Annotated in this window: 18 protein-coding genes; 17 read left to right on the plus strand and 1 reads right to left on the minus strand. The window is 41.9% G+C overall.

What is annotated here, in order from left to right:
- Positions 1–131: 131 nt before the first annotated feature.
- The 4 genes from ACNQFZ_RS12260 (at position 132) to ACNQFZ_RS12275 (ending at position 3,023) form a co-directional block, all read left to right on the plus strand.
- Positions 132–578 carry a DUF1934 domain-containing protein gene (locus ACNQFZ_RS12260; RefSeq protein ID WP_458411631.1) on the plus strand — a complete coding sequence of 149 codons (447 nt, stop codon included), beginning with the start codon at positions 132–134 and terminating at the stop codon, positions 576–578.
- Between the two features lie 48 nt (positions 579–626).
- Positions 627–2,297 carry an arginine--tRNA ligase gene (gene argS / locus ACNQFZ_RS12265; protein ID WP_458411632.1) on the plus strand — a complete coding sequence of 557 codons (1,671 nt, stop codon included), beginning with the start codon at positions 627–629 and terminating at the stop codon, positions 2,295–2,297.
- Between the two features lie 126 nt (positions 2,298–2,423).
- Positions 2,424–2,582, plus strand: coding sequence for a XapX domain-containing protein (locus tag ACNQFZ_RS12270; RefSeq protein WP_458411633.1), 159 nt, complete (start codon positions 2,424–2,426; stop codon positions 2,580–2,582).
- 60 nt (positions 2,583–2,642) lie between these two features.
- Positions 2,643–3,023 (plus strand): DUF488 domain-containing protein, encoded by a 381-nt coding sequence (locus tag ACNQFZ_RS12275; RefSeq protein ID WP_458411634.1) that lies wholly within the window; start codon positions 2,643–2,645, stop codon positions 3,021–3,023.
- Positions 3,024–3,623: 600 nt separating this feature from the next.
- Here the strand turns inward: ACNQFZ_RS12275 and cls are convergent.
- Positions 3,624–4,820 carry a cardiolipin synthase gene (gene cls, locus ACNQFZ_RS12280; protein ID WP_458411635.1) on the minus strand — a complete coding sequence of 399 codons (1,197 nt, stop codon included), beginning with the start codon at positions 4,818–4,820 and terminating at the stop codon, positions 3,624–3,626.
- 222 nt (positions 4,821–5,042) lie between these two features.
- Between cls and ACNQFZ_RS12285 the strand changes: the two genes are divergently transcribed.
- From ACNQFZ_RS12285 to ACNQFZ_RS12345, 13 genes are all read left to right on the plus strand, one after another.
- Complete coding sequence (locus ACNQFZ_RS12285) at positions 5,043–7,148, plus strand: heterodisulfide reductase-related iron-sulfur binding cluster (RefSeq protein WP_458411636.1); 2,106 nt, start codon at positions 5,043–5,045, stop codon at positions 7,146–7,148.
- Between the two features lie 133 nt (positions 7,149–7,281).
- On the plus strand, positions 7,282–8,472 hold the full coding sequence (locus ACNQFZ_RS12290; RefSeq protein WP_458411637.1) for an acetyl-CoA C-acetyltransferase: 1,191 nt from the start codon (positions 7,282–7,284) through the stop codon (positions 8,470–8,472).
- A 74-nt stretch (positions 8,473–8,546) separates the two neighbouring features.
- Positions 8,547–9,398, plus strand: a complete 852-nt coding sequence (locus tag ACNQFZ_RS12295; RefSeq protein WP_458411638.1) for a 3-hydroxybutyryl-CoA dehydrogenase — start codon at positions 8,547–8,549, stop codon at positions 9,396–9,398.
- A gap of 37 nt (positions 9,399–9,435) precedes the next feature.
- The gene (locus tag ACNQFZ_RS12300; protein WP_458411639.1) at positions 9,436–10,578 is read left to right on the plus strand and encodes an acyl-CoA dehydrogenase; all 1,143 of its coding nucleotides are present in this window, start codon (positions 9,436–9,438) and stop codon (positions 10,576–10,578) included.
- Between the two features lie 147 nt (positions 10,579–10,725).
- Positions 10,726–11,868, plus strand: coding sequence for an acyl-CoA dehydrogenase (locus ACNQFZ_RS12305; RefSeq protein WP_458411640.1), 1,143 nt, complete (start codon positions 10,726–10,728; stop codon positions 11,866–11,868).
- Positions 11,869–12,222: 354 nt separating this feature from the next.
- Positions 12,223–12,846, plus strand: a complete 624-nt coding sequence (locus tag ACNQFZ_RS12310; protein ID WP_458411641.1) for a TetR/AcrR family transcriptional regulator — start codon at positions 12,223–12,225, stop codon at positions 12,844–12,846.
- 5 nt (positions 12,847–12,851) lie between these two features.
- Complete coding sequence (gene icmF, locus ACNQFZ_RS12315; protein WP_458411642.1) at positions 12,852–16,118, plus strand: fused isobutyryl-CoA mutase/GTPase IcmF; 3,267 nt, start codon at positions 12,852–12,854, stop codon at positions 16,116–16,118.
- A gap of 452 nt (positions 16,119–16,570) precedes the next feature.
- On the plus strand, positions 16,571–17,197 hold the full coding sequence (gene rpoE / locus ACNQFZ_RS12320) for a DNA-directed RNA polymerase subunit delta (protein WP_458411643.1): 627 nt from the start codon (positions 16,571–16,573) through the stop codon (positions 17,195–17,197).
- A 299-nt stretch (positions 17,198–17,496) separates the two neighbouring features.
- Positions 17,497–19,098, plus strand: coding sequence for a CTP synthase (locus ACNQFZ_RS12325; RefSeq protein WP_458411644.1), 1,602 nt, complete (start codon positions 17,497–17,499; stop codon positions 19,096–19,098).
- A 239-nt stretch (positions 19,099–19,337) separates the two neighbouring features.
- Positions 19,338–19,709 (plus strand): response regulator, encoded by a 372-nt coding sequence (locus ACNQFZ_RS12330; RefSeq protein ID WP_458411645.1) that lies wholly within the window; start codon positions 19,338–19,340, stop codon positions 19,707–19,709.
- A 226-nt stretch (positions 19,710–19,935) separates the two neighbouring features.
- Entirely contained in the window at positions 19,936–20,799 is an 864-nt protein-coding gene (gene fba, locus ACNQFZ_RS12335) for a class II fructose-1,6-bisphosphate aldolase (protein ID WP_458411646.1), read from the plus strand.
- Positions 20,800–21,157: 358 nt separating this feature from the next.
- Complete coding sequence (fsa, locus tag ACNQFZ_RS12340) at positions 21,158–21,802, plus strand: fructose-6-phosphate aldolase (RefSeq protein WP_458411647.1); 645 nt, start codon at positions 21,158–21,160, stop codon at positions 21,800–21,802.
- A gap of 118 nt (positions 21,803–21,920) precedes the next feature.
- Positions 21,921–23,207 carry a UDP-N-acetylglucosamine 1-carboxyvinyltransferase gene (locus ACNQFZ_RS12345; RefSeq protein ID WP_458411648.1) on the plus strand — a complete coding sequence of 429 codons (1,287 nt, stop codon included), beginning with the start codon at positions 21,921–21,923 and terminating at the stop codon, positions 23,205–23,207.
- The last annotated feature ends 56 nt before the right edge of the window (positions 23,208–23,263 follow it).

Genomic DNA, 23,263 nt, shown 5'->3' on the forward strand with positions numbered 1-23,263 from the left:
TCTGGAATGTATTTTGGGGACGCTGCCTCTTTTAATTTTGGGGATTTTTTTCCCGTACAAGTTTCATCTTGCGTACATTGGGTACAATTTATATAATAGAAAGGTTAAAGAGACTATGAGGACGTGTCTACATGGCGGAGAAAGATTCAACAAAAATTCCAATTAAAGTGAAGTTTGTAACTGAAATTCGCGACGGGGCAGGCCGAAAAGAATTGCTAGCAACAGAAGCAGATGGCACTTTATATTCGAAAGAAGAAGCAACATTCTTGGCTTATAAGGAAATGATGGAGAATGTCGGTCAGATTTCAAATATCATAAAAATTAAAAATAATGAAGTGACAATCATGCGCTCTGGTGGAGTGTCCATGCGTCATACATACATAAAAGGTGCAACAACATCAGGGGCTTACCAAAGTCCATTTGGAATGATGGAAATGGTTACAAAGACGGAAAACGTCGATTTTACATACCATATAAATTCTCGGAAAGCGAAGTTGTTTTTATCCTTTCAATTGCAAATGCAAGGGGAATGGGTGGGTCGCCATCGGCTGACATTTTTAATAGAAAAGCTTGATTAGTAAAGAAAAGAACTTTTCACATAGATAAAAAATTTAGGAGGAAGACCAATGAATATCGTTGAACAAGTGAAAGACCGTTTAAAAGAAGAAATCAAAGCGGCCGTCATCAAAGCGGGTTTGGCAAGTGAAGCCGAGATTCCTGAGGTTATTTTAGAATTACCAAAGGATAAGGCCCATGGCGACTATGCTACCAACATGGCGATGCAATTGGCTCGCATTGCGAAAAAGGCACCGCGTGCCATTGCTGAAGATTTAGTTAATCATTTTGATAAAACAAAGGCATCTATCGAAAAAATTGAAATTGCCGGTCCGGGTTTTATTAATTTTTACATGAATAACAGCTACCTAACGGATCTTATTCCGACCATTCTTAAAGCGGAAGCTGAATATGGAAAAACAAACACTGGCAACGGCCTGAAGGTTCAAGTTGAGTTTGTTTCTGCAAACCCAACAGGAGATCTTCATTTAGGACATGCCCGCGGTGCAGCTGTCGGCGATTCGCTTTGCAATATTTTAGACAAAGCAGGCTACAACGTAGAGCGTGAATACTATATTAATGATGCCGGAAATCAGATTCATAACTTAGCACTTTCTGTTGAGGCCCGCTACCGCCAAGCGCTTGGCCAGGATGCGGCAATGCCAGAGGATGGCTATTATGGTGCTGACATTATTGAAATTGGGAAAAAATTAGCGGCAGAAGAAGGCGATGGTCTTTTACAAAAAGATGAAAAAGAACGCTATAAATATTTCCGTCAATATGGCTTGGAGCTGGAATTAGCGAAGCTGCGCAATGATTTAAAGCAATTCCGTGTTGAATTTGATAATTGGTTTTCAGAAACTTCATTATATGAAAATGGCAAAATTGATATCGCCTTAGATACGTTACGCAGTAAAGGCGAGCTTTTTGAAGAGGAAGGCGCAACTTGGTTCCGTTCAACAACATATGGCGACGACAAAGACCGCGTCCTAATCAAAAGTGATGGCAGCTACACTTACTTAACGCCGGATATTGCGTACCACCAAGATAAATTAAAACGCGGCTTTGAAAAATTGATTAATATTTGGGGTGCAGACCACCATGGCTATATCCCAAGAATGAAAGCAGCGATTCAAGCGCTTGGCTACAACGCTGATACATTGGAAGTTGAAATCATTCAGATGGTGAACCTATTCCAAAACGGCGAGAAAATGAAAATGAGTAAGCGTACTGGTAAGGCAGTCACATTACGTGAATTGATGGAGGAAGTAGGCATTGATGCGATGCGTTATTTCTTTGCGATGCGCAGTGCGGACAGCCATCTAGACTTTGATATGGACTTGGCGGTTTCTAAATCAAATGAAAATCCAGTTTATTATGCGCAATATGCCCATGCTCGTATTTGCAGCATGCTGCGCCAAGGCGAAGAGCAAAACCTTACTTATGAAGGTGAATTGGATCTTTCCTATATTCAAGCTGAGAAGGAAATTGATTTATTGAAAAAGATGGGTGAATTCCCAGAGGCTGTTGCGGAAGCTGCTGAAAAAAGAATGCCACACCGCATTACAAATTATGTAAATGAGCTTGCATCAGCACTTCATAGCTTCTACAACGCTGAAAAAGTAATCAACTTAGATGAGCTTGAAAAATCAAAAGCACGTTTAGCTTTAGTAAAAGCAGTGCAAATCACATTGAAAAATGCCTTAGATTTAGTTGGCGTATCAGCTCCGGAGAAAATGTAATATATATGTAGGAAAGCCCTTGGGTGGTTAACTGCCCGAGGGCTTTTGCGTGCTTTCACGACACTAAAATAGGACTAAAAAAGTACGTAAAGTGGGATGATAACGGTATAGAGGAGGGGTAGAGTTTTGAAGGAAGTATTACTATCTCTTGGTACCGGTGGGATTGTTGGCTTTTTATTTGCGCTGCTAAAGTTGCCGATTCCAGCGCCACCAGTATTAGCAGGGGTTACTGGTATTGTTGGTGTTTATTTAGGATTTAAAATTTTTGATGTACTATTTCGATGAAATTTCGTGAAACCGCTATGAAGCGGTTTTTTGCTGTAAAATAAAGAAAGAAGGGAGGCAATGGTTATTTTGAAAAATAATTTTCAACTTAAACGTATTTATGAGATACCAATGCTGGATGACGGATTACGGGTTCTAATTGATCGACTATGGCCAAGGGGCGTTGCCAAAGAAAAAGCAAAAGTTGACCTATGGCTGAAGGAGGTTGCTCCAAGTCCGGAATTGCGAAAATGGTTTTGCCACGACCCGGAGCGCTTTCAAGATTTCCGCGAATATTACGTAAAGGAATTGCAGGACGACCCGGTGCACCAGGAACAAATTAAATTATTAGAGCAAAAATTGACGGAAAGCCCTGTGACATTGCTGTATGCCGCGAAGGACCCTGTTCATAATCATGCAGTGGTGCTACATGAATTTTTGAAAAATAGGCAGGGTTCATGAAGATTGAAGGCTTGCTGATTTACCTATATTTCTTTGTCCGAAGTCCAGCCTGATTCGGACAATCAGGCGCCATTTCTTGCGGACTCTCCTACCACTAAATCCGGCAACATTGTCCGTTTGACGCTCTCTTGCGGACTCTCCTAGCACTAAATTCGGCAACACTGTCCGTTTGGCGCTCTCTTGCGGACTATCCTACTACTAAATCCGGCAACATTGTCCGTTTGGCACCTTCTTGCGGACTCTCCTACCACTAAATCTGGCAACATTGTCCGTTTGACGCTCTCTTGCGGACTCTCCTACTACTAAATCCGGCAACATTGTCCGTTTGGCACCCTCTTGCGGACTCTCCTGAGTCTAAATCCAGCTACACTGTCCGTTTGACGCTTTCTTGCGGACTCTCCTGACTCTAAATCCGGCAACATTGTCCGTTTGACGCCATTTCCCGCTACCATAGTCCGAAACCCAGCCTTATTCAGACAATCTGACGCCAATTCGTGTCTCCATAATCCGAATCCCGTCCTCATTCGTACTGTCTAACGGAACTCCTTTTCACGCCTCTAATTTTTACACCCACATCCAAACCGCCAAACCGCCAAACCCCTATAACAAATCCGAAATCAAAGCTGAAACAAGCTCTTTGCCCCTCTGCGAAAGCGGGCGCTTTTCATATCTAGTCAACGTAAGCTCTTCTGAACGATGTAAAATATCAAGTAAAAACTCATTGCGAATTTTTTCAATAAAAACGGGATCGTGAATGAGACAATTCAGTTCATCATTAATAAAAAAGCTGCGCTTATCAAAGTTGGCAGTGCCAAAATCACAAAGCTCATTATCAATTAAAACTATTTTGCCGTGGTAAAATCCATTCGTATAACGGTAAATTTTGCAGCCGGCCAGGAGCATCTCCTTGAAGTATGGGAAAGAAGCTTCTTTGACGAAAGCATGATCTGCTTTATACGGGACTAGAATGGTAACATCAACGCCGCGCGCTTTTGCATCCAATAGACCTTGAAGAACTTCCTTCCCGGGGATGAAATAGGGAGTGCCAATTAAAATTTCCGTCTTAGCATTTTTCATCAATTCTAGTACAAGCTCTTTAACGTAGGCCCCATCTGTAGGCAGAAACCTTAATGGCAACCGGCCTTGTGTAAGCTCTGGAAAATAGTTCGGGTTTCTATGCAAGTCTTCCTTCGTTGCCTTTTTCCAATCTAATAAAAACTCCGTTTGTAAATCTTGGACGCCGTCACCGGAAATCTTCAAGTGGAAGTCTTGCCAGTAGCCAAGATACGGGTCATGTCCTAAATACTCTTTGCCAATATTAAAGCCGCCGAAGTAGCCAATGTTGCCATCAATGACCGTGATTTTTCGATGATTGCGGTAATTTAACGAGTAGAAAAGGTAAGGAAACTTTGGCTTATTGCTAAAAGCAAAGTGGACACCGCTATCTCGCAAAGAACGAACCTCCTTCTTTGATATTTGGGAGGAGCCAATCCGGTCTAAAAGCAAAAGAACTTCGACGCCTGCCTCTGCCTTCCCTTTTAATAAATTCAAAAACTCTTGGCTAATTACATCATTTTTCACGATATAAAACAAAATATGAACATGGTGCATTGCCTCGGAAATATCTCGAAATAAATCCGTATAAAGATCTTGTCCATCTGTAAAAAGCAGCCATTGGCCATGCCGCGTCGGGTAGTTTCTTTTCGTGATGCTTTTTAAATGGCTTTTTCGACCGAAATAAAAATCGGCAGATACCAAGGCTATAAAAATTAATAAAATAATTAATATTATAGTCATCAATGTGGACTCCTCAGTCATAATTATATTAGTGCTGTTGCGTGGAAACAGGAGAACCGTCCCCAGTGTTTTCATTTCTAGTATGCACAACTTATCAAGGCTTAAGAAAAAATTTTTTTTAAAAATTTTGTCGACCGAACGCTCGCTCAGAAAATTTGTGTTATAATGAATTCAGAAAATTATCTATCTTTAAAATACAAGGAGAAAAAAGGAGAGAAGTTCATGCTGTTAGTAAACTGGCTTGCATTTTTAGTAGTAACAGCTTACGGCATTTATCTATTTGCTTACCTAGTGAAGACCAGACATGAATACATCAAGTTAGGGAAAAAAGTAGAGTTTGACCGCAAGTACAAAGAACGCCTTGATAAAATTTGGGTCATGGTGTTTGGACAAAAGAAGCTTTTGAAGGATAAAAAGAGCGGCATCATGCATGTCATGATGTTTTATGGCTTCTTACTCGTCCAATTTGGCGCGATTGATTTTATTTGGAAAGGCTTAGCCCCAGGGTCCCATTTACCACTTGGGCCACTGTATCCGGCTTTTACCTTTTTCCAAGAAATTGTCACATTAGTAATCCTTGTTGCGGTAATTTTTGCTTTTTACCGCCGCTATATTGAGAAGCTTGCCCGACTAAAGCGTGGGCTTAAGGCAGGCTTGGTGCTTATTTTTATTGGTTCTTTAATGTTGTCCGTTTTGCTAGGCAATGGGATGGGGATCATTTGGCATGGTGAAGAAATTTCAATGAGCGAGCCTGTTGCATCAGCCATTGCGACAGTTTTTGCCGGCTTAAGTAAACCTATTGCTGTAACTGTATTTTATATTGCATGGTGGATTCACTTATTAGTGCTTTTAACATTCCTTGTTTACGTACCACAGTCAAAGCATGCTCACTTAATTGCCGGGCCGCTAAACGTCTTTTTCAACCGTCTAGACAAACCGGGCAAGCTTAGACCAATTAATTTTGAAGATGAGACACAGGAATCCTTCGGGGTTGGAAAGATTGAAGACTTCACGCAGCACCAAATGATTGACTTCTACGCCTGCGTAGAATGTGGCCGCTGTACAAGCATGTGTCCAGCAACGGGCACAGGAAAAATGTTGTCGCCGATGGATTTAATCGTAAAAATGCGCGACCATCTAACTGAAAAAGGGGCAGCAGTCACATCAAGGGCGCCATGGGTACCGACCTTCGCTTTTGCGAATACAGTAGGCAACCAATTGGCAATGCAAGCTTCAGGCAAGGGTGCTAGTGAATCAGCGGCAGCACTTGCGACGTATGATAAAAGCCTAATCGGCGATGTCATTACCGAAGAGGAAATTTGGGCCTGTACAACATGCCGCAACTGTGAGGACCAATGTCCGGTAATGAATGAACATGTTGAAAAAATTATTGACCTCCGCCGTTACCTTGTGATGACGGAAGGTAAAGTAAATCCTGACGCGCAGCGTGCTATGCAAAACATTGAACGTCAAGGCAATCCATGGGGCATCAATCGTAAGGAGCGTGAAAACTGGCGTGACCTTCGTGATGATGTAGTCATTAAAACGGTAAAAGAAATGCAAAAAGCGGGCGAGGAGTTTGAGTACCTATTCTGGGTTGGCTCCATGGGCTCTTATGATAACCGCAGTCAAAAAATTGCATTATCGTTTGCAAAATTAATGAATGAAGCTGGCGTTTCGTTTGCAATTTTAGGAAATAAAGAAAAGAACTCCGGCGATACACCGCGCCGCCTTGGAAATGAGTTTTTATTCCAAGAGTTAGCGACAGGCAATATTGGTGAGATTGAAAAGAGCGGTGCGAAAAAGATTGTTACGATTGACCCGCACGCCTATAATACGTTGAAAAATGAATACTGTGATTTCGGGCTGGAAGCGGAAGTATTCCACCATACAGAAGTGCTTGCCCAGCTTGTGAAGGAAGGCCGTTTACAGCCTAAATATGAGTTGGATGAAACGATCACGTTCCATGATTCATGTTATCTTGGCCGCTACAATGAAATTTACGAGCAGCCGCGTGAAATTTTAAAAGCAATTCCTGGCGTGAAGCTCGTTGAAATGGAGCGCAACCGTGATACTGGAATGTGCTGTGGTGCCGGCGGTGGTTTAATGTGGATGGAGGAGCATGTTGGCGATCGAATCAATGTCAAGCGTACAGAGCAAGCGCTTGAAGTGAATCCATCGGTCATTTCCAGCGGCTGTCCATATTGCTTAACGATGTTAAGTGATGGCACAAAAGCGAAGGAAGTAGAGGACAAGGTAAAAACATATGATGTCGCTGAACTCCTTGAAATGGCGGTTTATCGTAAGGAAGAGCAAATTGCTCAATAAAAATACCAGTTTAGTAGATTACCGTTAGCTTCATACATCAAGTCTCTAAGCGGATGCGGGTAAATCCAGCATGTAACGTTTAGGGACTTGGGTTCTACATAAATTTGCTACTTGTAAAAAAGGGGGAAAAGAAATGACGAGGACAGTAATTGTAAGTGGGGCAAGAACACCCTTTGCGAGGTTTGGCGGGGGCTTAAGCACATTAAAAGCTGCACAGTTGGGTGGTATCGCGATAAAGGAAGCGCTGAAACGTGCTGCTATCGACGGCTCACAGGTTGACGAACTGATCATGGGAACTGTGTTACAAGGCGGACAAGGCCAAATTCCATCACGCCAGGCAGCCCATGAAGCAGGCCTTCCTTGGGAAGTGCAGACAGAAACCATTAATAAAGTGTGTGCTTCAGGACTTCGAAGCGTCACAATAGCTGACCAAATTATCCGCCTTGGTGATCAAGAAGTGATTGTCGCCGGTGGAATGGAATCCATGAGCAATGCGCCTTACTTCATGCCCTCTGCTCGATTCGGAGCAAGAATGGGCGATACGAAAATGGTTGACCTTATGGTCCATGATGGTTTGACATGCTCATTTAAAAATGTGCACATGGGTACATATGGCAGTACTACAGCAGCAGAGTTTGGAATTACGCGCGAAGAGCAGGATCAATGGTCATTACGCAGCCACGAGCGGGCAATCGCCGCTATTGAAGCCGGAAAGTTCAAGGATGAAATTGTTCCGGTTGAAGTACCGCAGCGTAAAGGGGATCCAATGGTTGTTGACACAGATGAAGGTCCGCGCAAGGATACATCCCTTGAAAAGTTAAGCAAATTGCCATCGGCCTTTGGCCCTGATGGCACGATTACAGCGGGCAATGCGCCTGGTGTAAATGATGGCGCCGCAGCATTGGTGTTAATGTCTGAGGACCGTGCTTTAGCGGAAGGAAAAGAGATTATGGCAACGATTGTCGGCCACGCCGCCATTGCGATTGAGCCACATCGTTTCCCGGAAACGCCGGGGATTGTTATTAATGAACTTTTGAAGAAAACTGGTAAATCATTAGAGGACATTGCTTTATTTGAAATCAATGAGGCCTTTGCAGTAGTGGCATTGACAAGTGGCAAAATCGCCGGCCTTGATCCAGAGAAAGTGAATGTGAATGGCGGTGCTGTCGCTTTGGGTCATCCAATTGGGGCGAGTGGTGCACGGATTATTTTAACGTTAATTCACGAATTAAAACGTCGTGGCGGTGGGCTTGGTATTGCAGCTATTTGCAGCGGCGGCGGTCAAGGCGATGCCATCATGGTGGAAGTGAAATACCAAAATTAGCATTGTTCGTGGGTAAACGCCCACGAATACCGGGTTAATTTTATATAAAAAAATCAAATTGGGGGAGTCAAATCATGAGCATTCAAAAAGTAATGGTAATTGGGGCAGGACAAATGGGCTCTGGTATTGCACAGGTTTGTGCAATGGCAGGCTTCGATGTTATTTTACAAGATTTAAAACAAGAATTTATAGACCGCGGTATGGGCATTATCAATAAAAACCTGCAACGCCAGGTTGACAAAGACCGCATGACTGCTGATGAAAAAGAGGCAATTATTGCACGCCTGCAAACATCAACAGATATCAATTCTGCTAGCGAGGTTGACATTGTCATCGAAGCAGCGGTTGAAAATATGGAAATTAAGAGCAACATTTTCAGACAATTGGATGGAATTGCACCAGAACATGCAATTTTAGCAACGAATACATCCTCACTACCAATTACGGAAATTGCCGCTGTCACAAAACGTCCGGAAAAAGTAATCGGCATGCATTTTATGAATCCGGTTCCAGTTATGAAGCTTGTTGAGGTAATCCGCGGATTAGCAACAGCGGATGAAGTGTATCAGGCGATTGAAGATATGACGAAGAAATTGAATAAAGTGCCGGTAGAAGTAAATGATTTCCCTGGCTTCGTTTCAAACCGCATCCTCCTTCCAATGATTAATGAAGCTATTTACACCGTTTATGAAGGAGTGGCAACACCTGAAGCAGTTGACGAGGTGATGAAGCTTGGTATGAATCATCCAATGGGGCCTCTAACATTAGCAGACTTTATCGGCCTTGATACTTGCCTTTACATTATGGAAGTTCTTCATGAAGGCCTTGGCGATGACAAGTACCGTCCATGTCCACTACTACGCAAATATGTAAAAGCTGGATGGTTAGGCAAAAAGTCAGGTCGCGGCTTCTATAAATATGAATAATATAACATCAGGAACAGTGTGCTAAGGAGGACGAGCGATGGATCTAAAGTTTACGGAAGAACAAGAAATGATGCGGAAAATGGTCCGGGATTTTGCCCAAACAGAAATTGCTCCATTTGTTGAAAAAATGGATGTGTATAGTGAGTTTCCGAGAGAAATTCTTACTAAAATGGCAGAGTTGGGGCTGATGGGAATCACCATCCCAGAGCAATATGGTGGTGCTGGAATGGATTTCATCTCTTATATTATTGCCATTAACGAGATTTCAAGAGTGAGTGCAACGGTGGGAGTCATTTTATCCGTTCATACATCTGTTGGCACAAATCCGATTCTTTATTTTGGAACAGAAGCACAAAAGCAAAAATATGTGCCAAAGCTTGCCGGTGGTGAGTACTTAGGTGCATTTGCCTTGACAGAGCCGAATGCTGGATCTGATGCAGCGGGTTTAAAGACACGCGCAGTGAAAGATGGCGAATTTTACATTTTAAATGGCTCAAAGATTTTTATTACAAACGGCGGTGAGGCTGATACGTATATCGCGTTTGCGATTACTGACCCTGAAAAAGGATCGAAGGGAATTTCAGCATTCATTGTTGAAAAAGATACACCAGGCTTAATCATTGGAAAAAATGAGCATAAAATGGGCCTCCATGGCTCTAGAACAGTGCAGTTAACATTCGAAGACTGCAAAGTGCCGGCGGAAAATCTACTTGGTGCCGAAGGGGAAGGCTTTAAAGTGGCGATGAGCAATCTTGAATATGGCCGCATCGGCATTGGTGCACAGTCGCTCGGCATTGCCGAAGCAGCACTGGAAGCTGCCGCTCAGTATGCAAAAGAGCGCAAGCAATTTGGCAAGCCAATTGCACTTCAGCAGGGCATCGGCTTCAAGCTGGCGGACATGGCGACGGCAGTTGAGGCTGCTAAACTATTGGTCTACCGCGCGGCACACTTAAAAACGCAAGGCATCCCATGTGGGCAAGAAGCATCGATGGCAAAGCTGTTTGCATCAAGAACAGCAATGGAGGTTGCAATAGAAGCGATTCAAGTATTTGGCGGCTATGGCTATACAAAGGAATACCCAGTTGAGCGTTATTTCCGCGATGCGAAGATTTGCGAGATATATGAAGGCACAAGTGAGATTCAACGAATGGTGATTAGTCGAAAATTGATTGCTGATTGATCTATATTGACCGAGCACTCAGTCATAAAATAAACCATAATTTTATTTTGATTGAGCACTCAGTCGGGGACAAAAAGCGTTATACTTAATGTAATCCAAAAAGTACCAATTACTACTATAAAAACGAAAGTCTAGGGGGACAAAAAAATGAATTTCCAATTATCTGAAGAACATGAAATGCTCCGTAAAATGGTGCGCGAATTTGCAAACGAAGTAGTTGCTCCAACAGCAGCTGAGCGTGATGAAGAAGCACGCTTTGACCGTGATATTTTCAATCAAATGGCAGAGCTAGGGTTAACAGGGATTCCATGGCCGGAGGAATACGGAGGCAGCGGCTTTGACTTTCTAGCATACGTTATTGCAGTAGAAGAGCTTTCCCGTGTTTGTGCATCAACAGGTGTAACGTTATCAGCACATGTATCCTTAGCAGGCTGGCCTATTTATAAATTCGGCAATGAGGAACAAAAACAAAAATATTTACGTCCAATGGCGGAAGGAAAGAAAATCGGTGCCTACGGCTTAACTGAGCCAGGCGCAGGCTCGGATGCAGGCGGCATGAAAACAAATGCTAGATTAGTTGGCGATGAATATATTATAAACGGATCAAAGATCTTTATTACAAACGGCGGCGTTGCTGACACTTATGTCGTGTTTGCAATTACTGATCCAGAGCAAAAGACAAAAGGGATCAGTGCCTTTATTGTTGAAAAAGACTTCCCAGGCTTTTCAGTAGGGAAAAAAGAACATAAACTAGGCATTCGTTCATCACCTACAACTGAAATTATTTTCGAAGACTGCCGTGTACCAAAAGAAAATCTACTTGGAAAAGAAGGCGAAGGCTTTAAAATTGCGATGATGACTCTTGATGGCGGCCGTAACGGTATCGCTGCCCAAGCTGTTGGTATTGCCCAAGGTGCCCTCGATGCAGCGGTTGCCTATGCAAAAGAGCGCAAGCAATTTGGCAAGCCAATCGCCCTACAGCAAGGCATCGGCTTCAAGCTTGCTGATATGGCAACAGCAATTGAAGCTTCTAGACTATTAACCTACCAAGCAGCATGGAAAGAGTCAGCTGGCGTACCGTATGGTCAAGCGTCTGCAATGGCGAAGCTTATGGCTGGTGACACAGCAATGAAGGTAACAACGGATGCTGTTCAAGTATTTGGCGGCTATGGTTATACAAAGGAATATCCAGTGGAACGCTTTATGCGTGATGCAAAAATCACACAAATTTATGAAGGAACACAAGAAATTCAACGTCTTGTTATCTCAAGAATGTTGATTGCGGATTAATATTTTTATTTTGGTAAAATGGCAATCGGTGAAGCATTTTCTTGCGTGTGGCGGTACAATTCGACAAAAAAATAATAAAATTTATGAATTGTAGAGTAAAAGCGGCAAATTTTTGTATAAAATAGAATTATATTGACTGCATTTGCCGCTTTACTGTACTAATTAGAAAGTGCATCTTTCAAACAGTTGATTTTTAGCCGGTACACGGGATTTTTCATCCCACACTAGTACTTGATTGCCCGCTACGCAAATAGTAGTACCCATATGCCTAATTTTACCAAAATATTCTGAAAACTATGTCTAGTATCACTCGAAGCTAGGTAGTCTCCATTTCCCAACGAAGGAGGGAAAGCATTGACGAAACAAGAAGTGCCAGCTTCAGTCAAAGACGAGAAGCTTATTCAAAAAAGACGAGACCAAATGATTAAAGGAGCTGTAAAGCTTTTTATAAAAAAAGGTTTTCATCGTAGTACAACTAGAGAAATTGCAAAGGCCTCTGGTTTCAGCATCGGTACACTCTATGAATATATTCGCAAAAAAGAAGATGTTCTATATTTAGTTTGTGACTCGATTTATGACAAAGTACATGAAAGGCTGCAGCAGGTCATCGATACTGACCGCGGCAATATCGAAAGTCTCCGCGATGCGGTGACAGCCTATTTTAAAGTAATGGATGAAATGCAGGATGAGGTTCTTGTTATGTACCAGGAAGCCAAGTCGCTCACGAAGGATGCCCTTCCCTATGTTTTAAAAAAGGAACTTGAAATGGTGGGCATGTTTCAAAGCGTCATTGAAGGCTGTGTTCGTAACGATGAACTGAAGCTTGATGAAAAGGAAATTAAGCTTGTCTCCCACAATATTTTTGTCCAAGGACAAATGTGGGCATTTCGAAGATGGGCATTACGAGATATGTATACACTTGAAGACTATACAGAACTGCAAATCAATCAATTGTTAACTGGCGTAAAGGGGGAGTAGGACAAATGAGTACTGTGGAAGTGTACCGTCCAAAAAATCATGTTCGTTTTGTGACAGCATCTAGCCTTTTCGATGGTCATGATGCATCCATTAATATTATGAGAAGAATTATTCAAGGTACTGGGGCGGAGGTGATCCACCTAGGCCATAACCGTTCTGTTGAGGAAATTGTGAACGCTGCCATTCAGGAAGATGTTCAAGGGATCGCAGTTTCTTCCTATCAGGGAGGGCATGTTGAATATTTCAAATATATGTACGACCTTTTGAAAGAAAAAGGTGCATCACACATCCGCATTTACGGCGGTGGTGGCGGTGTTATTATTCCTAGGGAAATAAAAGAACTTCAGGAGTATGGGATTGCCCGTATTTTTTCACCTGACGATGGCCGGGAATTAGGCCTGCAGGGCATGATCAATAAAGTCGTTGAAGAGTGTGATTTCTCAACGGTAACAGGCCTCGCGGAAGAAGAGCTAGAGCAGCTTAAAAAAGGTGATCATAAAGCGATTGCGAAATGTATTACATTAGCGGAAAATACGTTAACGGCAACAGATGAGGCAGCTGCAACCGCCCAAACTGTGCTTACAAAAGTGAAACAATTTGAAAAGAATGTTCCAGTTGTCGGTATTACCGGAACAGGTGGAGCTGGGAAATCATCGTTAACAGATGAATTAATTCGCCGCTTCCTTCAAGAAGTTCCAGATAAAAAAGTGGCCATTCTTTCCATTGACCCAACAAAACAAAAAACCGGCGGCGCACTTCTCGGTGACCGTATTCGTATGAATGCCATTTTCAACCCACGCGTCTATATGAGAAGCCTTGCCACACGTGGTTCACGTTCTGAGCTTTCAGCAGCGATCAAAGAGGCGATTCAAGTTGTAAAATCAGCTGGCTTCGATTTAATTATTGTTGAAACAAGCGGAATCGGCCAAGGGGATGCAGGGATTACGGAAGTCACCGACATTTCTATGTATGTCATGACAAGTGAATTCGGGGCACCATCCCAGCTTGAAAAAATTGATATGATTGATTATGCCGATTTGATCGTAATTAATAAATTTGAGCGTCAAGGCTCCGAGGATGCCCTCATACAGGTGCGCAAGCAATATCAGCGCAGCCATAATCTTTTTGACAAAAATCCTGAAGAAATGCCGGTGTATGGCACTATTGCAAGCCAATTTAATGATGCAGGCACAAACACATTGTTTGTAGCATTCCTTGAAACAATTCAAGCAAAATTCAGCGGCGAATGGTCAACAAAGCTGAAAAAATCAGATAAGGTAATCAAGCAAAATGTTATTATTCCGAACAGCCGGCGCCACTACCTCCGCGAAATTGCCGACACTGTCCGCAATTATCATAAACAAGCGGAACAACAAGTGAAAATTGCTCGTCAGTTATTCCAAGTGACAGGAACTTTAGAGGTATTAAAAACAAGAGAGTCTAATAGTGAGGTCATTCAGTCACTTGAAGCACTGAAGGCTTCCATTGAGGAAAGGCTGACAACGGAATCGAAGAAGGTTTTACAAGAGTGGCCGAGCCGCTTGGAAAAATATAGTGGCAAGCAATTCGTGACAAAAGTGCGGGATAAAGAAATCGTAACGGAACTCACGACAAGAAGTCTTTCCGGGCTTGACATTCCTAAGGTGAAATTGCCTAAATACGAGGACTGGGGCGAAATTTTACGGTGGGTATACAAAGAAAATGCCCCTGGATATTTCCCATATACAGCTGGGGTATTCCCATTCAAACGCCAAGGTGAAGATCCGAAACGCCAGTTTGCTGGGGAAGGTACACCAGAACGGACCAACCGCCGTTTCCACTACTTGTCAAAAGACGACGATGCCAAACGTCTAAGTACAGCCTTTGACTCTGTAACACTTTACGGCGAAGATCCGGATTACCGCCCGGATATTTTCGGAAAAGTAGGCGAGAGCGGCGTCAGTATCTGTACGTTGGAGGATATGAAAAAGCTTTATAACGGCTTTGACCTTTGTGCACCATCCACATCTGTATCCATGACCATCAATGGACCGGCGCCGATTATGCTTGCCTTTTTTATGAATACAGCCATTGACCAGCAGGTACGCAAGTTTGAAGAAGAAAATGGCCGCATTCCGACTGTAGAGGAATTTATAAAAATTAAAGAATGGACGCTGCAAACAGTCCGTGGAACTGTTCAGGCTGATATTTTAAAAGAAGACCAAGGCCAAAATACATGTATTTTCTCAACTGAATTTGCCCTTAGAATGATGGGAGATATTCAGCAGTACTTTATCGATCAGAAGGTACGAAATTATTATTCTGTGTCCATCTCCGGCTACCATATTGCCGAAGCGGGAGCAAATCCAATTTCACAGCTTGCCTTCACATTATCAAACGGCTTTACGTATGTAGAATATTATTTAAGCCGCGGTATGGATATCGATGAGTTTGCACCAAACCTATCCTTCTTCTTCTCAAACGGTCTTGATCCGGAATACACCGTGCTCGGCCGTGTTGCCAGAAGAATCTGGGCTGTTACAATGAAAAATAAATACGGTGCCAACGAGCGCAGCCAAAAGTTAAAGTATCATACACAAACATCCGGCCGCTCCTTGCACGCTCAGGAAATTGACTTCAATGATATTCGTACAACGCTGCAAGCGTTAATTGCCTTAATGGATAATTGTAATTCCCTTCATACGAATGCGTATGATGAAGCAATCACAACGCCGACAGAGGAATCTGTGCGACGTGCGATGGCGATTCAAATGATCATTACAAAAGAGTTTGGCTTAACGAAAAACGAAAATCCATTGCAAGGCTCGTTCATTGTTGAAGAATTGACGGATATCGTCGAAGAAGCCGTTCTACAAGAATTCGAGCGCATCAATGACCGCGGCGGCGTGTTGGGTGCGATGGAAACGCAATATCAGCGCAGCAAGATTCAAGAGGAATCTATGTACTATGAACATAAAAAGCATAGTGGAGAGCTGCCAATTATCGGCGTGAACACGTATTTAAATCCAAATCCGCCATCAGAAGAAGACATGAACAGCATCGAGCTTGCCCGTGCATCCTATGAAGAGAAGGAAAGCCAAATCTTGAATCTACGCAAGTTCCAAGAAGAACACGTAGATGTAGCAAGTGCTGCATTAGCTAAGCTGAAAGAAGTTGCAGTCACCGGCGGCAATATCTTTGCAGAATTAATGGAAACAGTAAAAGTAGCCAGCCTAGGCCAAATCACAGCTGCCTTATACGAAGTAGGCGGGCAGTATAGAAGAAATATGTAAGGCATTAGAAGAAGGAAAAACGCGGGTTTTTCCTTCTTTTATTTGAAAATAGATAAGAAATTCCATAAGCCAATTATTGTGACCAAGTTTGATTGGACAACGTAAAAATGAAGTGCTTAGATGGAATCTAAGTTTTTATGCGGACAAACACGAATATAGTCTCACTTCCCCGAAATACCCAAATGTTTATTCGTGTCCGCATAAAAACCTGCGTTATATAAAATGACGGATTGTCCAATCACTTTCGGGAACAATAATTGGCTTATGGAATACTTTATAGGCTGAGTACAAGCACTAATGAATGTTTTTTGCAAAAAACTCTTGAATACTCTAGCATATTCTATGTAGTTTTGTTTATAATGAATGGTATGATTTTCTATATAAGCTAAACAGGATGTTTATTCTTACATAAATGCTTTTATTTTGTTTTTAAAATGAGAGGAGTTGCCATAATGATATCGCAATTAACAGAAGAGCAAATTCAAGAGCTATCCATGATTGAGATTGCCATGATGCTTTTACAAGAAGAAAAGCAGGCAATGGATTTCTATGAATTATTTAATAAAGTTGCAGAAATAAAAGGATTATCGCAAGCAGAAAGGGACAATCGCATTGCCCAATTTTATACAGATGTGAACGTGGATGGTAGCTTTTTATGCATCGGTGAAAACCGTTGGGGCATACGGGCATGGTATCCATATGATCAAGTGGATGAGGAAGTTCATACACCGGCGAAGCCTAAGAAGAAAAAAGGCAAGAAGAAAGTTGTGGAAGATGACTTTGATGATTATGATGAAGATGAAGACTACGAAGATGAAGATGATGAGTATTTAGATGACGATGATTTAGAAGAGGAAGAAGATCTCTTAGATGACGAGGATGACGAGGACTTTGAGGAAGACGAAGAAGAGGACTTGGACTTCGACGAAATTGAGGAGGAAGAAGACGAGGACGAAGATCTCATCGACGATGATGAATTTGACTTGGACGAGAATTTTGAAGACACAGAGCTGGACGAAGACCTCGATGATGAAGAGGAAGACGAGGACGAAGATTTTGATGATGAGGACAAAGATTAATCCTTTACAAGAAGGTGTCTTATTCTTACATGAAACGACATTCTTTTTACACTCTTGACTTTAAAAGTCGAAATCGGTAAAATCTTTCTTGGGCTTCATTAAACAATAGAAATTGTTTGTATTGTTAAACATGATCGAGAAAGTGCTCCCTACTTTAGGGTTGCACTTTTTTTATTTTATAGCACCTGACGATGATTAATCTTTTTTGTAAAACATCACATACTACTCTAGAGATGTTTCAATTAAATTTATTGGCAATTTATATTGATTTTTAAGTTTTTAGAAAAGAGGGGAAAATAATGACGAAATATATTTTCGTTACTGGAGGCGTTGTGTCTTCACTTGGCAAAGGGATTACAGCCGCATCACTTGGTCGTTTATTAAAAAATCGCGGTGTAAATGTCACAATTCAAAAATTTGATCCATATATCAATGTGGACCCAGGAACAATGAGTCCATATCAGCATGGAGAGGTTTTCGTAACGGATGATGGTGCAGAGACAGACTTAGACTTAGGGCATTATGAACGTTTTATTGATATTAACTTAAGTAAGTATAATAATGTGACAACAGGTAAAATATATTCAACCGTAATTAAGAAGGAACGCCGAGGCGATTACTTAGGCGGCACTGTCCAAGTTATTCCTCATATTACAAACGAAATTAAAGACCGCGTGTTCCGTTCAGGCCGTGAAACAAATGCAGATGTAGTGATCACTGAAATCGGTGGAACGGTCGGTGATATTGAGTCTTTACCATTCTTAGAAGCAATCCGCCAAATCAAGAGTGACATCGGCAGTGAAAATGTAATGTACATCCATTGTACACTCATTCCGTACATTAAAGCCGCTGGTGAAATGAAAACAAAGCCAACACAGCACAGTGTTAAAGAGTTGCGCAGTCTTGGAATCCAGCCAAACGTAATCGTTACACGTAACGAAATGCCGATTACACAGGATATGAAGGATAAAATTGCGCTATTCTGTGATATCGATTCAAAAGCAGTGATTGAATGCCGCGATGCGAAGAATTTATATGAAATTCCACTAGCATTGCAGGAGCAAGGCTTTGACCAAATTGTTTGTGATTATTTGAAATTAAATGTTAAAGAAGCAGACATGGCCGAGTGGAAGGTTTTAGTTGAAAAGGTAACCAACCTTTCTAAAGAAGTGAAAATCGGTTTAGTGGGTAAATATGTCGAGCTTCAGGATGCTTATATTTCTGTAGTAGAAGCATTGCGTCATGCTGGTTATTACTATGATGCAGATATTAAGGTGAAATGGATCAATGCTGAACATGTAACAGCTGAAAATGTGGACGAGCTTCTTGGCGACGTTGACGGCGTCCTTGTCCCAGGTGGATTCGGTGACCGCGGGATCGAAGGTAAAATTGAAGCAACACGCTTTGCCCGTGAAAATAAAGTGCCATTCCTTGGTATTTGCTTAGGCATGCAGCTGGCAACTATTGAATTTGCCCGCAATGTATTAGGCTACGAAGGCGCAAACTCAGCAGAAATTAAGCCTGAAACACCATACCCAATCATTGATTTATTGCCAGAGCAAAAAGATGTCGAGGATTTAGGCGGAACATTGCGCTTAGGCTTATACCCTTGCAAATTGAAGGAAGGCACAGCAGCATACGAAGCTTACGAGGATGAGCTTGTCTATGAACGCCATCGCCATCGCTATGAATTTAACAACCAATACCGCCAAGCATTTGAAGACGCTGGCTTAGTATTCTCAGGAACAAGCCCTGATGGCCGCCTAGTAGAAGTAATTGAAGTGCCAGACCACCCATGGTTTGTTGCATCTCAATTCCACCCAGAATTCAGATCAAGACCAACTAGACCACAGCCATTATTCCGTGAATTCATTCACGCATCATTGAGCAATAAAGAATAGTATTCGCTAATCAGGCACTATCCGCATAGCACGGATAGTGCTTTTTGTGTGAGAGTTTCACTTTAGAAAGCAATAATCGACTTCTGGAATCTTCTCATTGATGGGTAGCGGATTGGGTCCTATAAATGAAAACTGTCGATATTTTCTTTTTTATCTATGCAGGAAAAGAATAACAACCGGAGAATATTATTTAAATAGGCTAATATATGAACAAAATGACTAAATCCGGGGGTGATATCTTGAGTAGTAAGAAGTTGTTAATTGTTGATGATCAGTATGGAATACGAATTTTATTAAATGAAGTTTTTCAAAAAGAAGGATATCAAACATTTCAAGCTTCAAATGGAATGCAAGCATTGCAAATTGTTGAGCAAGATAGACCAGATCTCGTTCTGCTTGATATGAAAATACCGGGGATGGACGGCATTGAGATTTTAAAAAGATTGAAAGAAATTGATCAAACGATTGAAGTTTTTATTATGACCGCCTATGGTGAATTAGATATGATCCAGCAAGCAAAGGACTTAGGGGCGCGTACGCACTTTGCTAAGCCATTTGATATTGATGACATTCGTGCTGCGGTGAAGGCACAAGTTCCACTCGAAGCGTAGTCAAAACAAAAATCGACAGCATCCCAATTTTTAAAAAACATTAGATTTGGGCATTCTATAAAAAGCTAAGCCAATTTGGCGGGTGCCCAGATTTAAATTGAAATGATTCTGAAACCGACAAGGAAAAATCTAGGTTATAAATATGCGCCAAGGCGAGGTTGATTGTGCTATACTAATTTTTGTATGTACATAAATTACTATTGATGATTAGGGAGGACATGAAACAATGCCTTTAGTGTCAATGACTGAAATGTTAAACAAAGCAAAAAATGAAGGATATGCTGTAGGTCAGTTTAATATTAATAACCTTGAGTATATCCAAGCCATTTTACAGGCTGCGCAAGCAGAGAACTCACCGGTAATCTTAGGGGTTTCTGAAGGTGCAGCTAAATATATGGGCGGCTTCAAGACGGTTGTAGCAATGGTGACAGCCCTTTTGGAGGATTACAAAATTACAGTTCCTGTTGCCATTCACCTGGATCATGGTTCAAGCTTTGAAAAATGTATCGAATCAATGTATGCTGGTTTCACATCTGTTATGATCGACGGCTCACATTATCCACTAGATGAAAACATTGCATTAACAAAGAAAGTTGTTGATGTTGCACATACTTTAGGAATTTCAGTAGAAGCTGAATTAGGCCGTATCGGTGGTCAAGAGGACGACTTAGTTGTAGACGATGCGGAAGCGATGTATGCAATTCCAGCTGAGTGTGACCGCCTAGTACGCGAAACAGGCGTTGATTGCTTTGCTCCTGCCTTAGGTTCTGTTCATGGACCATACAAAGGCGAGCCAAAACTTGGCTTTGACCGCATGAAGGAAGTTATGGAGTTGACAGGCGTGCCATTGGTATTACATGGCGGCACAGGCATTCCAACTAAAGACATCCAAAAAGCGATTTCACTTGGAACAGCTAAAATTAACGTAAATACTGAAAACCAAATTACTTCTTCAAAAACAGTTCGCAAAATTTTAGAAGAAAAGCCAGATCTTTACGATACACGTAAATTTATGGGCCCTGCACGTGATACAATTAAGGAAACGGTTATTGGAAAAATCCGTGAGTTTGGCTCATCAAATAAAGCATAAATAGTCGAAAGCCACGTCATTTGCCTACATGGGCAAATGACGATGTCTTTTTCTATGCAGATATATAAATTCCAACAGCCGATTATTATGAGCAATCTTGATTGGACAACGTAAAAGATTAGTGGAAAATAGATTCCTAAGTTTTTATGCGGACAAACACGAATATAGTCTCACTTCACTGAAATACCCAGATGTTTATTCGTGTCCGCATAAAAACTTGCTTTGCACGAAATTATTGGATTGTCCAATCACATCGGGAATAATAATCGGCTGGTGGAATGCTTATGCTTAAAGAAACCGTCACTAGACGGTTTCGCTTTTTGCTATGACCAAAAAATTAAAAATAGGAGTGAAGACGATGAAATTTTTCATAGATACAGCGAATATTGATGAAATCCGTGAAGCAAATGCCCTTGGTATTTTAGACGGCGTCACAACAAATCCTAGTCTAGTAGCTAAAGAGAATGTATCTTTCCCTGATCGTTTGAAAGAAATTGCGGCGGAAGTAACACAAGGCTCTATCAGTGCTGAAGTCCTATCCTTAAAAGCGGAGGAAATGATTGCAGAAGGCAAAGAGTTAGCCGCGATTGCTCCAAATATTACAATCAAAGTGCCAATGACTCCGGACGGTTTAAAAGCAGTAAAGGCCTTTAAAGACCTTGGCATTAAGACAAACGTAACGCTTATTTTCTCTGCAAATCAAGCACTTTTAGCAGCAAGAGCGGGTGCAAGCTATGTATCACCGTTTTTAGGACGATTAGATGATATTGGCCATGACGGCTTAGCATTGGTCTCCCAAATTGCTGATATTTTTGCGATTCATGATATTGATACAGAAATTATCGCAGCATCGATTCGCCATCCTATGCATATCACAGAAGCGGCTTTAAAAGGCGCACATATTGCAACGGTTCCTTTTAAAGTCATTATGCAATTATTTAATCACCCATTAACTGAGAGCGGAATTGAAAAGTTTTTGGCAGATTGGAATAAAAATAAATAAAAAGCCAATAATGTTGACCAAATCCTAGAAATTTCATAAAAGTCATATATGTAAAAAGGTTTTTTGGTGTAAACTAATAGATAAAAGAAAAATCGAAAAGGGGGCGCAAAGTGGCAAAATGGAAAAGTTAAAAATTGAAGGCGGCCATCCATTAAAAGGAACCGTCCGTATCAGCGGAGCCAAGAATAGCGCTGTAGCTTTAATACCAGCAGCTATATTAGCAGATTCACCTGTAACAATTGAAGGGTTGCCGAATATTTCGGATGTACATACATTATGTGGCCTGTTGGAGGAAATAGGAGGAACCGTAACGTTGGAGCATGACTACCTTACCATTGATCCTTCTAAAATGATTTCCATGCCATTGCCGAATGGAAAGGTTAAAAAGCTTCGAGCATCCTATTATTTAATGGGTGCCATGCTTGGTCGCTTTAAACAAGCGGTGATTGGTCTGCCGGGCGGTTGTCACCTTGGCCCTCGTCCGATTGATCAGCATATCAAAGGGTTTGAAGCGCTAGGGGCCACTGTTACCAATGAACAGGGCGCCATCTATTTGCGTGCCAAAGAACTAGTAGGGGCCCGTATCTATCTGGATGTTGTTAGTGTGGGTGCTACAATAAATATTATGCTAGCGGCTGTTCGTGCAAAAGGACAAACCATTATTGAAAATGCCGCCAAAGAGCCTGAAATTGTTGATGTAGCAACGATTCTTACAAGCATGGGGGCCAAAATCAAAGGTGCCGGAACAGATGTGATTCGAATTGAGGGCGTCGAAGATTTGCATGGCTGCCGTCATACGATTATTCCTGATCGCATTGAAGCGGGTACATATATGATTATGGCTGTTGCCCAAGGTGAAGAAGTATTGATTGATAATGTGATTCCGCAGCATTTGGAATCCCTCATTGCAAAACTTCGGGAAATGGGAGCCGATATTAAAATTATCGATGACCAAGCGTTGATTACGAAAGTGCCGGAGCTGAAAATGGTCGATATTAAAACACTGGTTTATCCAGGATTTCCGACAGATCTCCAGCAGCCTTTTACATCATTATTGACGCGTGCAGTAGGAACCGGACTTGTTACCGATACAATCTATGGCGCTCGCTTTAAACACATTGATGAGCTTCGTAGAATGAACGCCAATGTAAAGGTAGAAGGACGTTCAGCGATTATTACCGGCCCAGTCAAGCTCCATGGGGCCAAGGTGAAGGCGACTGATTTAAGAGCAGGAGCGGCCCTTGTTGTTGCAGGCCTTATTGCAGATGGAATTACGGAAATAACCGGGTTGGAGCATATCGACCGCGGCTATGAGGATTTAGTAGACAAGCTTTCAAATTTAGGTGCCGTTGTGTGGCGTGAAAACATGACGGAGGCTGAGATTAAGCATTTTCAAAATTCATAACAGGGATTTTCACATACCTATGCCTATAGGCAAGTGGAGATAAAAACGGACTAGAA

This window comes from Schinkia acidoalkalinis (assembly GCF_054301215.1).